The organism is Halioxenophilus sp. WMMB6, assembly GCF_033283405.1.
GTDB lineage: Bacteria > Pseudomonadota > Gammaproteobacteria > Pseudomonadales > Cellvibrionaceae > Halioxenophilus.
The window spans coordinates 1-12,781 of the sequence record NZ_JAWMQR010000004.1; the positions used below are offsets into that span (position 1 = coordinate 1).

The window sequence follows — 12,781 nt, forward strand, 5'->3', positions numbered from 1 at the left end:
GGCGCGTCTAGCAGCCACCGTTTTGGCTTAAAAGCTCAGCTCTTAAGCCCGTTGCAGCTTCCTTTCTGACCCCAACCTTAAGGCCGATTCAGAACCCCTGCTCCAACGTAGGGATGCGCATTATACGCATCTAAAACCCTTGTGCAAGCTTTTATTTTGGAAAGATTTTGGAGATTTGATAGCGACAGAAACTGCCCAATCGATCACTGCCAAACGCTTCCGGCTGATAGCCTCTTGCACTCATCAAGGCGGGATTAACTTCCTGCCTGATGACTCTCTCGGCTGGCCAGCGGCCCTGCCTGAGCGAGGGCGCGAACTATACGAGAGCGGCAGTAGCTTGGCAACAATTATTTTTGCGCGAATATCAGATTGCCCAGAAAGGAATCAATTCGAATGATTTTTCAACATTATTGTGCCGACTTCTCTTTACCAAAGCGTTTAAAACCGATTCGAAACAGTGTTTGCAAAGGACCTGAAGCGGCGTACAGCACGCCAATCAGCAGAAGCACCCGGGGCGGATCAATAGTGATAATCGCAAACAGCATTACCATCACCAATATAAAAACAAAGGGTACCCTGCCCCTAAAATCGATACCCTTCATGCTTTGGTAGCGCACATTGGAGACCATCAACAGAGCGACCCCGAGGGTTACCATACCGACCAGCAGTGCCAGCCCACCGCCTACGTCAACATCAAACCCGGTCCATACCATGGTCGCGATCAACCCAGCAGCGGCTGGGCTTGCCAGGCCGACAAAATAACGTTTATCTGCCGTTTTGACTTGTGCATTAAAGCGAGCCAAGCGCAGCGCCGCACACGCCACGTAGGCAAAGGCAATTGCCCACCCCAATTTACCCAATAGCACCAGCGCCCAATTGAACATTAAAATAGAAGGCGCCACACCAAATGAGACCAGGTCCGACATGGAGTCGTACTGAACACCAAATTCACTGGAGGTGTTGGTTAATCGGGCAATACGGCCATCCAACCCATCCAGAATACCCGCCACGATCAGGGCAATAGCAGCATGCTCAAAATTGTGTTGAGTAGCAGCCACGGTGGCGTAAAAGCCACTGAAGAGTGCGCCGGTGGTAAACAGATTGGGCAGCAGATAGATACCTTTACGCCGCACTTTTTGATCACCGACCTGGATCTCTTCAACATGCTCATCGACCGGAAATATGGTTTCTACCGGTGGTGCAGCATTGGCTTCTGGTTGATTGGGTTCGCGTTCGGTCTCTGTCACAATCTCATCTCTGTAGGTCAGTGGAGGCTGGTAATCCGGGCATAATAGCTCGACATTTCCGCTCTTTAAACAACAAACGCGACCCGAGGGTCGCGTTTGTTGTTGGACTTCTCACCGGCCGAAAGACCGCGAGCAGGTGCCCACAGATTAGTTTTTGGACTTGTCGATAATTTTCTTCGAGGTGATCCAAGGCATCATTGAACGCAGCTGCTCACCAACCACCTCAATACCATGGGCGGCATTGTTACGACGATGCGCCGTCATAGAGGGGTAATTTGTAGCACCTTCGCTAATGAACATTTTGGCATACTCGCCCGATTGAATGCGCTTCAGCGCATTGCGCATTGCAGCTCGAGATTGATCGTTAATCACTTCACCGCCAGTAACGTATTCACCATACTCAGCATTGTTGGAGATGGAGTAGTTCATATCGGCGATACCGCCTTCGTACATCAGATCAACGATCAGTTTTAACTCGTGCAGACACTCGAAGTAGGCCATTTCCGGTGCGTAGCCCGCTTCCACCAAGGTCTCAAACCCAGCTTTCACCAACTCAACACAGCCGCCGCACAACACAGCCTGCTCACCAAACAGGTCGGTTTCAGTCTCATCTTTAAAGGTGGTTTCGATGATACCGGTGCGACCACCCCCAATCGCAGAAGCGTAGCTCAACGCCAGCTCTTTGGCGCGGCCAGAGGCATCCTGGAATACCGCGATCAGGTCGGGAATACCACCGCCATTAACATACTCATTACGAACAGTGTGACCGGGAGCTTTGGGTGCGATCATGATCACATCCAAATCACTACGGGGAACAATTTGGTTGTAGTGAATTGAGAAACCATGAGCGAAGGCCATGGTGCCACCCTGCTTGATGTTTGGCTCAATCACCTCTTTATAGAGAGCACCCTGGAACTCATCGGGAGTGAGGATCATCACCAGGTCCGCACCGGCAACGGCATCTGCCACACCGGCAACCTTTAAACCGTGCGCTTCTGCCTTGGCCGCAGAGGCAGAGCCAGGGCGCAGACCAACGGTCACATCAACGCCTGAATCATTAAGGTTACAAGCGTGGGCATGTCCCTGTGAGCCATAGCCGATAATGGCCACTTTTTTACCCTGGATAATTGAAAGGTCGCAGTCTTTGTCGTAGTAAATTTGCATGATGCTCTCCTGATATTAGTCTGCTTAGGTTGCCTGCCGAGCGTGGCACTGCTTAAAAAACGCGCTAAGTGTACGCACTCGAATTTATTGCGTAAAATGAAATATTTGAAACGTCATGATGCACAGGCTGCAACACAATGGATGACAAGGCACTTACACTGTTCCTCGCACTCGCCGACAATTTACATTTTGGACGTGCGGCGGAGTCCTGCCATCTAAGCCCATCTGCACTTAGCCGGGCCATTCAGGCTCTGGAAACGGAGCTCGGCGCACAGCTTTTTCAACGGGATAACCGTCACGTCAGCCTAACCCGGGAAGGCCGGGTCTTCCAAGAGCAGGCCCAGCAGCTGCTGAAACAGTGGCAACAGGCCAAAGCCGCCGTATCACAGGAGGTTTTGGGCTTGACGGGTGAATTGAAGATATTCTGCTCAGTCACCGCCAGCTACAGCTTTTTGTACGAGATTTTGCACGACTTTCGTAAACGTCAACCCAACATCGACATCAAGCTCAACACCGGCGACCCAGCTCAAGGCATCCACCGAGTGAGGGACGAGACTGAAGATATTGCCATTGCCGCCATGCCGGAACGACTGCCCCGCGGCGTCGACTTTCGCCGCATCCAAACCACGCCACTGCTGTTGATTGCCAACCGTGAGTCCGCCGACCTGTATCACCGCAATACCAGACGCTTCTGGCAACAGACCCCAATGATAGTCTCCATGGAGGGCCCAGCACGTGATAAAACCGAGGCCTGGCTAACCAGAAGTAAATTAAAACCGCGAATCTACGCCCAGGTTGCCGGCAATGAGGCCATCGTCAGCATGGTCGCCCTGGGCTTTGGCGCCGGCGTGGTACCAGAGATTGTTCTGGAAAACAGCCCGCTGAAAGATCGGGTGATCGCACTGCCGCAAAGCACGGCGGTGGGTCATTTCGAAATCGGCCTGTTTGCTCTCAGAAAACGACTACAGGATCCAATCGTGAATGGCTTCTGGCAAAGCCAATAGCTATTAAAAGCAGACTAATAGTGGAAGGTAACCTGCACCCCCATGGTTTCCAAATCGGCGGAATCGCCAAAGAAACCACCATCAACCTCGCTGAATACCTGCCAGAACAGGGAAATATCCCAATCACGCTGCCAACGCAAACTCGCCTCCAGGCCGTATATAAGTGGGATGGAGGTATCGGTCGCAGTACCACTGCGCTTGCTCTCCCCCCCCGGGAAGAGCACATCGGCAATGACAGGGTCTCCCGTCACTGGGTCGAACTCATAACTGCCCAGCAGCAGTACATCGGGGAATTGATCAATGATCTTCACCTCTGAGGTGCTGGAGACCAAGCCAAAGCCTAACTTGGCCTTCAAATAGAGCCAACGGGTCACCGGCAAAATGCCCACCCCCAGAACAGAGAGCCCCTGCTGATGCACCGTGGAGACCGAATAGCCATCGTAGCTGGCAAAGACGTCTACCGCGTCCCCTTCCACCACATTGCCGCCGGCATCCAAAACACCCAAGGTGTAGTAGCCAAGATACTGGTCTGCCACTTGATGCGAACCCACCATCTTATATTTGCCGCCGTCGAAGATCTGCGCTTCAACCGCCCAATGCTTGCGGAATTGGTAACCGTAGGTGAGATGCCAACCACCATCTTCATCATTGGAGGAGGTCAAGTCGAAGGCCTCCACTCCCCCCAGATAGCTATAGCTCGCCTGCACCGCTGACTGTTCGAAAGTACTCTCGGATCCAGCCAAACCAAAATAGAGATGGGTAATCGGCTGAGCCTTCGCTACCATCGGTAGCAACCCTGCCCCCAGCATCGTCAGAATAGTCAATTTCAATCGAGACATAACTTCCTTCCCTTAGACCCCTGTGGAGGTCGCCAAACTTAATTATTAGATAGGGTTTATATCAGCTCATGTCACCAATCGACAGCCTTATTCGGAGCGGTCAATCAGCGTCAGTAACCACATTTTCGTCACTACCACCATCAGATGAGGCACCTCCGAACAATCAACAGACGCAGCGGCCGTCTAATTCCACAGCGGCGCAGGCTGTATCAAACGCCAACCTGCCCCACGAGCATGCAAACTACTACAACTGTGGACAAATAGTGCGCACACACATTGCCAGTCCAGCATGTCAATTTTGTCACACCCATCAAAACATTGACGATCTCTCTGCATAAAGAAATTTTGCCCAATTTTCATTGACTTATATTAAATCCAGCGGCTCCCGCTTAGATTTTGTGAAAATAGAAGAAATCGTTGATAGAAAGTTTCAGACAGCAACTTCTACACAAAATAGCTGAACAACCCTCTGCATTACCTGTGGATAAGTCGCTGATCCAACCACCAAATCGCATTGTAGTGGAAGTGCTTAAAAAAAAGACGAACTGGTCCACCCCCAAATTAAAACCTACTGTTCAGGTCAATTAATTGACAAAGCCTCAAACACACGTGCTTACCAACGGGGCACAAATTGTTCCGTTAACGTCCAATAGAGTTGAGAAAAAGAGCAGGGTTATTGAAAATAGCGGGTTGATTGCTCAATAACCTAAACTTAGGCATGCCACTACCCCACTAACGCCACCGCAACCATGAAACGACCAAAAACCAAAGCCGAAGTCAGAGCTGAAATTAACCAGCAGGTGAGCGAATTTTTGCAAAGTGGCGGCCAGGTGAGCGAGCATCAGCAAGGTGAGAGCAGCCGAGCCTTCGCCCTACACCCCTTCAAAGCACAATCCGTCGACAAGCCCAGCGAAACACGAACACCAGTACCTGATGCCATAGCTGCCATTGAGAGTCGCCGCAAACCAGCGGCGAAAGAGAAGGCTCCGCCGCGCAGGAAGCCACGCAAAGTTCTCATTAAAGACGACTTCGGGCAGCCATTGCGCTGGGTATGGGAGGAGTGAAACGAGAGAAAAGGCGCTAAGATTTTACGCCCGAGAGGCAATCAAACCTGAGTAGCGACAGTCTGCCCAGGTTGCTGAGCGGCCTCTGCCGCCACCAACGCAGGGTAGGCCAGCGCAGCTGGGTTTAAGCGATTTTGACCTGCCCCCTCGGCTGCAGAGGATGCACCACGCTGCTCCTCACGAAGATCGGACTTGGCATCATTCTTTATTTGCACAGCCCGAGCGGCAATCGAACGATCCTGACTGGAGGGGTCTACCGGCGCCAGCGCAGCACGAATAACCTGATCGGCCTGCCGTAGTCTCTGCTGCGGGTCGCCATCACCCACCGGCAACCTAATAGGCACCTCGCCCGCGACGGCATAGCGGTTGCCATCCGGCCCAGTATCAAAATCGAAATTGGCACTACCCGCAAATTGCCCGGCAACCGACTGGTGGGCCTGCTCGTGATCCCTTACCGACTGGTCCACCAATTTCAGCTTTTGTAAGGTAGCCAGCTCCTGCTCACTGAGCGCAGCTGAGAAGCCCTCGGGTTGAGCGAACTGCACCGCCTCAGGGGTAGAAGATTCATCAACCTCGCCTGCATCTTGTTCCACTCGGCTGGCAGGTGTTGTGCGGCGCTCAACACGATTGCTGGTCCGGTCGACGGTTTCAGCCTGTTGAATCGGCGGTAGCGGTGCGGAACGCAAAGGGTTGGCAATATCTTCCCGTACGCCGGAGGAGAACGGCGTTACGACATTAACAAAGCTGGTGTTGATACTACCAGTATTCATGGCTCTCTAAACGGCTTAAATAACACGCTGCCGTTACACAACCTCATCAATTAAACGACCGGCCAAATCATCGGCAACAGAAACTACCTTTGCAGAAGCATCGAACAGCACTTGTCCTTGGCGCTGCTGTACCAAGGCATTGGTAATATCGGCATCGCTCACCAATACCCCCTCAGACTGATACGTTGTGCCCACATTGGCCAGAGTGGTCGCCGCAGAGTAAAGCTGCTCAGAGGCGTTACGGATACCAGACACCCCCTCATTCAACACACTGCCAATACCCTCGCCGGTGCGACTGCGGTTCAGTCCACCACTTGAAGAGGACTGAGTAACGAATGATGAATTCAATGCACCGTCGACATTCATGTTAAAACCCTAAAGTCAGATGAACGTAAATATTAAACGTTTATATTTCAACCAGAAACCGTTAATTAAGATTAATAATTCACATCAAATCGAACACTGCCCCTTTTTAAACATAAAAATCATCTCGCTGAGGCTCAATAAAATAATTAGCAATTATTTATATTAGCGGGCAGAAAAATGATACGGGCCGGTGATATACCTGGGCAGACAACGCCAGTTAGACAATAGGAAAGCCAATAGAAAAGGCATTTAACGAGTTTAGGAAAATGAAAAACGCTGCATCCGCGCTCATCTTCCCTCGGCGTAGCGATCAATCAACGCCGAAGGAAAACCCAGCTGCCGCATATCGGCCATGGTTTGTTGCAGCTCATAGTCGAGCTTTTTGAAACTCACGGTCGCCGACACCGGATCAAACAGCGCGAACTCCGCCCGCCAGTCACCACTACGCGGCTGCCCCACCGAACCTGGGCATACCAAAGCCCACGACGGCTCACACAAACGAATCTCACCCGCTTTACTAAGCTGATCCTTATTGCGATAGCGCTGATAAACCGACTGCGTATGACTATGACCGTGGAACGCAATCGGCACCTCATGGCTCTGTAACCAATCTAGGTTATCCTGGTAGGTCATCTGATAAACGTACGCATAAAAAAAGTGTTTATCGATGGGCGCACCGTGTACCGCCAACCAATTGTTGAGTCGCAACTGTGGTGGCAGGCTCGATAAGAACCGCTTCGAATCAATCGACAGCCGGGGCCGGGTCCACTCGATAGCCCAACGTGCCATCTTGGAAAAACCCCGGTGCACATCACCACTCACTGCCGCGTAGTCGTGATTGCCCTGTACCGTCAAGCAGCTGCGCGTTCGAATTAATTCAACACACTCATTGGGGTGCGGGCCATAACCAACGATATCCCCCAGCAGCAAAATCTTTTTGACTCCCAGGCGATCAACTTCCTCCAGCACCGCCTGCAACGCCGGAGCATTGGCATGCACATCGGCAATAATCGCTATAACCCCATCATCATGAGGCGAGGGAGTTTCATCATCCTCGGCATCTATCAACGCCACCGCAGCAACAGAGGAGCCGTTATCGGGCGATTTCGCCAACGTGGAATTCAAGCGCTTGATCTCCACCGCCAGCAACTCCACCACCAAACTAAAAAGACGCCGCTCCCTGTCGTTGTAAGCATCCAGGTCACGCAATTGCCCATAAACAACCCGCAACAGATGTGGTGAAGAAAATTGCTCGAGCAACTGCTCCACCAGGCAGCGGATCAACACACGGCAGAAGTTTTCGGAAATGGCTGGGTATTGTCGGCACCAGACGGCAAACGCACGGCTGAAAGCGGTAAAGTCATCCCAGGCATAGAGGTCGTCATCGAGGTAGTAAAGGCGGCCATTGCGGTCCAGGCCAAAATTAGAGAGACCTTCGTCCAACCGTTTTTTATGGCCGGTAGCGACAGAGAAATAGAGGCGAAACCACTGCCGCAGCAAACTGACCAAATCGCTCTCCGGCCCACTTAACAGGCGCTCGAAAGCCAGGTGCAAGGGTTGCAACTTAGGCGTAACGCTACCGATGACAAGAGCTTCATCGTCACGCAGATAAAACCAGGTTTTGGCCGGGTGGTAAACACCCACACTGAATTCCTGGGCGCGGGCGGCGCGGGCTTTACGCTCTACATCGACCGGTCGAAAAACAAAGTCAGAGCGCAATTTCGCCACTAAATAATCATTGGCAAACAGTTGCGTTGCCGGCCGCCCAAGAAACTCGCTGTTGCGAGCTAGGGCGATGGGGCAGTTCAACACATCGCGCAGTTGCTGCTCGGCGATGATTGTCGCCCCAGCCAACGAGGGCAGTATGACTAAATCGTTAATCGCAACTGCCCTTTACTTAAACACGCAAGCGCTTAGGGGCACAACGGCGCAATTACCGTTAGCGATTTACGCAAGGCTGACCAGCCCATACCCAGGTTAGCTTTACGACCGGTGATCAGCACCAGCAGACAATCCTCTTTACCCGGCACAACCGACATAAAGTGGTAGGTATGATCGGTACTCATTTGTACCTCTTTAATGGAATTTCTCACCTCGACGCCGCGCTGGTTGGACAGCAGGCCCTCTACAGTGCTGATATTTTTGCCGCGGAACATATCCACTGCTGCGGCCGCTACCGCATCCAGATAGCTCTGGGTAAAGTAAGGCACGTTGTGGTGGGCAGACAACAACAACCCGGAAGATAGGTCGACAACCGCAGCACCAAGAGCATCGCTAACATCTCCGATCAAACTCTGACAGGCTAAATCTAAATCACTCATATTTTTCTCCATCGATCAAAAGGACTGAACACTCATTCAGTTTTTATTAATTTTGAATGGCCTTTTCCAACTCTACAGCCACAGCGTTGGTAGCAGACAACACCAACCCCAAATTCACATTCTTGGTTGCCATTGTCGAAATAACCAATTTGTCACCCACTCTGCGCAGCACCATAAAACCATCCTGATTCTGTATAATCACAAAGTTGCAACCGGCCTGCTGTGCCTCGAGAGCCATCTTCTCACCCAACGCCAGACACGAGCTGGTCATTGCCGCCAAGCGGGAATCAGAGAAGTCCCGCTTGCTCTGCTTGGCTAACGCATGCCCATCAACACTGGACAAAAGTGCGGCATAAATTCCTTCATTACTCTGTAGCAGCCGGGTCAAATTAGTTTCGACATCCTGCTTTTTAATCACAATCTGTTTTTTTTCAGACATAAATTAATAACACTCAACCAACCCAATCATAGGCAACAACAACATTTACTTATCCGGTTCATCCGCAAGACCTATCACTCTGATCGAACAAATATCTGCCACCTGTAAGCATCAATAAAAATATCCAGTGCCGCTTATCACTGCAGCACCTGGCGATCAGCCTTTTTCGTCAAAAACCCAAGTCACCTGGAACGACCGTTCTCAATATCTACAGCAGCACAGGCGCTTGTAACCATTTTGAATGACGGATACACCTTTGCCTCAAGCGTCTAGGTTTAAATCAAAAAATTGGCAATCAAGATCAAATATTAGCAGCTATTTAGAAAACAACGCGCCAAGAGGCAAAAAAAATAAAAATCTGATACCCAACGCCGTGGTAACAAAATTAGGAATTATTTGTATTAGTGTTCAATTGGGAAGGAAAAATCAAATTGAATGAAGATTACAGAAGGGAAAATCGAATAAAAAAGGATCGGCTTTTTGCCAACCACATAAATTAGCTATCACCGAAATAAAAATCGAGCTCTGCCATCGAGTCTTTACAACCCATACCGGTGGTGGTCACCCACACAGCTCATTTTCCATCGGCGTAACGGTCAACCAACGCCGATGGAAAGCCCAGCTGCCGCATATCGGTCATGGTGTATTGCAGGTCGTACTTGAGCTTTCTGAACTTCACCGAGGCGGATGCAGGATCAAACAGAGCGAACTCCGCCCGCCAGTCACCACAACGCGGCTGCCCTACCGAGCCTGGGCACACTAAAGACCAAGATGATTCACGCAGCTGGACATCGCCCTCTTTAAAGTGGTAATCCTCTCTGCGAAAACGTTGATAAACCGACTGAGTATGACTGTGGCCGTGAAACGCAATTGGCACCTCGTGACTCTGTAGCCAATCGAGGTTAGCCTGGTAGGTCATCTGATATACATAGGCATAAAAAAAATGTTTATCGATGGGTGCGCCGTGCACGGCTAACCAACTGCCAATGCGCAACTGCGGAGGCAAGCTCGACAAAAACTGTTTCGACTCAATCGACAGACGCGGCTGGGTCCACTCGATGGCCCAGCGCGCCATCTTGGAGAAACCTCGATGGACATCACCACTCACCGCCGCGTAATCGTGATTGCCCTGTACCGTTAAGCAGCTGCGTGCTTGAATCAATTCAATGCACTCATTGGGGTGCGGACCATAGCCAACGACATCCCCTAACAATAATATTTTTTTGACCCCTAGGCGATCGAGTTCCGCCAGTACCGCCTCCAACGCCGGCGCATTGGCATGCACATCGGCAAGCACAGCCATAATGCCAGGCTCATTACAACTTGGATCTTCACCACCCAGGCTACTATCTGCAACCGAGGCATCATCCACTAGGCCAAGATCGGACTTTATCAAAGTGGTGTTAAAGCGCTTGATCTCCGCTGCCAACAACTCCACTACCAAACTAAAAAGACGCCGCTCCCTGTCATTGTAGGCGTCCAGGTCACGCACTTGTCCATAAACAACCCGCAATAGATGCGGCGAAGCAAAGTGTTCGAGCAACTGCTCAACTAGGCAGCGGATCAGCACACGGCAGAAGTCTTCCGAAATAGTTGGGTATTGTCGGCACCAGACAGCAAACATGCAGCTGAAAGCGGTAAAGTCATACCACGCATAGAGGTCGTCGTCCAGGTAGTAGAGGCGACCATTCTCGTCCAGGCCAAAATTGGAGAGACCCTCATCCAGCCTTTTTTTGTGCTGGGCCGCGACGGAGAAGTAGAGACGAAACCACTGCCTTAGCAAACTGACCAAATCACACTCCGGCCCACTTAACATGCGCTCGAAAGCCAGGTGCAGCGGTTCCAACTTAGGCATGACGCTACCAATGACGAGATCGTCACCGTCGCGCAGATAAAACCAGGTTTTACTCGGGTGGTAGACAGCCACAGTAATTTCCTGGGCGCGGGCGGCCTGGGCCTTGCGCTCCACATCGACCGGTCGAAAGACAAAGTCGGAGCGCAATTTTGCCACCAGGTGATCATCGGCAAACAGTTGCGTTGCCGGCCGCCCAAGAAACTCGCTGTTGCGAGCCAGGGCCACGGGGCAGTTCAACACATCGCGCAGTTGTTGCTCGGTGATGAGTATTGCCCCACCCAACGAGGGCAGCATGACTAAATCACTAATCGCGACCACCCTCGGTTTAAACGCGGACGGCGCTTAAGGGCACAACGGTGCGATCACGGTCAAGGAGCTACGCAAAGCGGACCAGCCCATACCAAGATTGGCTTTACGACCGGTGATCAGCACCAACAGGCAGTTTTCTTTGCCAGGCACCACCGACATAAAGTGGAACGTATGGTCGGTACTCATTTGTACCTCTTTAATGGAATTTCTCACCTCGATACCGCGCTGGTTCGACAACAGGCTCTCCACCGTATTTACGTTTTTACCCCGAAACATATCCACTGCAGCAGCCGCTACCGCATCCAGATAGCTCTGGGTAAAGTAAGGCACATTATGGTGGGCAGACAACAGCAACCCGGAAGATAGGTCGACTACTGCAGCCCCTAAAGCATCGTTTACTTCTGAAATTAAGTTTTGACAGGCTGTATCTAATTGACTCATAGCTTTCTCCATCGATTAAAGAAAAAAACACACCTTTCGGTTTTTATTAATTTTGAATGGCCTTTTCCAACTCTTCGGCTACAACATTGGTAGCGGACAATACCAACCCCAAATTCACATTCTTGGTTGCCATTGTCGAAATAACCAATTTGTCACCCACTCTACGCAACACCATGAATCCGTCCTGATTTTGGATAATCACAAAATTGCAGCCCGCCTGTTGTGCCTCGAGCGCCATTTTTTCGCCCAATGCCAGACAAGAGCTGGTCATGGCGGCCAAACGGGAATCAGAGAAATCACGACTGCTTTGTTTAGCCAGAGCATGGCCATCAACACTGGATAAAAGGGCGGCGTAAATTCCTTCATTACTCTGCAGCAGCCGGGTTAAATTACTTTCGACATCCTGCTTTTTAATTACTATCTGTTTTTTGTCAGACATAAATTAATAACACTCCAGCATTGCAATTAAAGACAGCAATAATTGCTTCATATCCGTTTTCTCTCTGGGGTCTACCGCCATTACCGGATAAATTAGCTGTTGATTTTCCAGATACTGATAAATCTCGTTCATTACGTTGGGATTTTGTTCACTACGGGTAACGCCAACCACAGCAGAACTTTCAGCAATATTTTTCTGGAAATTGGCCAGATACATATCCAAGTCCACTACCGGCTCGTCCCTACTGGCATCCACCAAAATAATAAACCCGAGAGCTCCTTCGGCAATTATCTCCCACATATGACGGAAGCGCTCCTGCCCCGGCGTTCCATAAACCCGAACGATAGTCTCATCCGGCAATACTATTTCACCGAAGTCGAAGGCCACTGTCGTAGTATCCTTGACAATGGCCAGACCATCTGTAGCGGCTTGATCGGTGGTAACAGGTGGGCGATCGCTGATCGATTGAATAGCGGTTGTTTTGCCAACCGCTGCGGTGCCGGTGATCACTATTTTGAGCTCC

14 protein-coding genes are annotated in these 12,781 nt (G+C 50.9%); 2 read left to right on the forward strand and 12 right to left on the reverse strand.

What is annotated here, in order from left to right; translation table 11 throughout:
• Positions 1–407 precede the first annotated feature (407 nt).
• Both pssA and ilvC read right to left on the reverse strand, forming a co-directional pair.
• On the reverse strand, positions 408–1,247 hold the full coding sequence (gene pssA, locus SBL51_RS11810; protein WP_317931164.1) for a CDP-diacylglycerol--serine O-phosphatidyltransferase: 840 nt from the start codon (positions 1,245–1,247) through the stop codon (positions 408–410).
• Positions 1,248–1,394: 147 nt separating this feature from the next.
• Complete coding sequence (gene ilvC / locus SBL51_RS11815) at positions 1,395–2,411, reverse strand: ketol-acid reductoisomerase (RefSeq protein WP_317931165.1); 1,017 nt, start codon at positions 2,409–2,411, stop codon at positions 1,395–1,397.
• 137 nt (positions 2,412–2,548) lie between these two features.
• Here ilvC and ilvY point away from each other — a divergent pair, with 137 nt between their 5' ends.
• Positions 2,549–3,415: an HTH-type transcriptional activator IlvY gene (gene ilvY, locus SBL51_RS11820; protein WP_317931166.1), complete on the forward strand. Its 867-nt coding sequence runs from the start codon at positions 2,549–2,551 to the stop codon at positions 3,413–3,415.
• A gap of 14 nt (positions 3,416–3,429) precedes the next feature.
• Here the strand turns inward: ilvY and SBL51_RS11825 are convergent, their stop codons facing one another.
• Positions 3,430–4,254, reverse strand: a complete 825-nt coding sequence (locus SBL51_RS11825) for a hypothetical protein (RefSeq protein ID WP_317931167.1) — start codon at positions 4,252–4,254, stop codon at positions 3,430–3,432.
• A 749-nt stretch (positions 4,255–5,003) separates the two neighbouring features.
• Here SBL51_RS11825 and SBL51_RS11830 point away from each other — a divergent pair.
• Positions 5,004–5,318 carry a hypothetical protein gene (locus tag SBL51_RS11830; RefSeq protein WP_317931168.1) on the forward strand — a complete coding sequence of 105 codons (315 nt, stop codon included), beginning with the start codon at positions 5,004–5,006 and terminating at the stop codon, positions 5,316–5,318.
• A 41-nt stretch (positions 5,319–5,359) separates the two neighbouring features.
• Here SBL51_RS11830 and SBL51_RS11835 read toward each other — a convergent pair whose 3' ends face one another.
• The 9 genes from SBL51_RS11835 to SBL51_RS11875 all read right to left on the reverse strand — a co-directional run bounded on the left by SBL51_RS11835 (position 5,360) and on the right by SBL51_RS11875 (position 12,768).
• Complete coding sequence (locus tag SBL51_RS11835) at positions 5,360–6,088, reverse strand: putative metalloprotease CJM1_0395 family protein (protein ID WP_317931169.1); 729 nt, start codon at positions 6,086–6,088, stop codon at positions 5,360–5,362.
• 33 nt (positions 6,089–6,121) lie between these two features.
• Positions 6,122–6,454, reverse strand: a complete 333-nt coding sequence (locus SBL51_RS11840; RefSeq protein WP_317931170.1) for a hypothetical protein — start codon at positions 6,452–6,454, stop codon at positions 6,122–6,124.
• Between the two features lie 288 nt (positions 6,455–6,742).
• Entirely contained in the window at positions 6,743–8,308 is a 1,566-nt protein-coding gene (locus SBL51_RS11845) for a metallophosphoesterase family protein (RefSeq protein ID WP_317931171.1), read from the reverse strand.
• Between the two features lie 59 nt (positions 8,309–8,367).
• Positions 8,368–8,775 carry a hypothetical protein gene (locus tag SBL51_RS11850; RefSeq protein ID WP_317931172.1) on the reverse strand — a complete coding sequence of 136 codons (408 nt, stop codon included), beginning with the start codon at positions 8,773–8,775 and terminating at the stop codon, positions 8,368–8,370.
• Between the two features lie 46 nt (positions 8,776–8,821).
• On the reverse strand, positions 8,822–9,214 hold the full coding sequence (locus SBL51_RS11855) for a roadblock/LC7 domain-containing protein (RefSeq protein ID WP_317931173.1): 393 nt from the start codon (positions 9,212–9,214) through the stop codon (positions 8,822–8,824).
• Positions 9,215–9,788: 574 nt separating this feature from the next.
• The gene (locus SBL51_RS11860) at positions 9,789–11,363 is read right to left on the reverse strand and encodes a metallophosphoesterase family protein (RefSeq protein ID WP_317931174.1); all 1,575 of its coding nucleotides are present in this window, start codon (positions 11,361–11,363) and stop codon (positions 9,789–9,791) included.
• A gap of 48 nt (positions 11,364–11,411) precedes the next feature.
• The gene (locus SBL51_RS11865) at positions 11,412–11,819 is read right to left on the reverse strand and encodes a hypothetical protein (protein ID WP_317931175.1); all 408 of its coding nucleotides are present in this window, start codon (positions 11,817–11,819) and stop codon (positions 11,412–11,414) included.
• Between the two features lie 46 nt (positions 11,820–11,865).
• Entirely contained in the window at positions 11,866–12,258 is a 393-nt protein-coding gene (locus SBL51_RS11870) for a roadblock/LC7 domain-containing protein (RefSeq protein WP_317931176.1), read from the reverse strand.
• 3 nt (positions 12,259–12,261) lie between these two features.
• Positions 12,262–12,768 (reverse strand): GTP-binding protein, encoded by a 507-nt coding sequence (locus SBL51_RS11875; RefSeq protein ID WP_317931177.1) that lies wholly within the window; start codon positions 12,766–12,768, stop codon positions 12,262–12,264.
• Between the last annotated feature and the right edge of the window lie 13 nt (positions 12,769–12,781).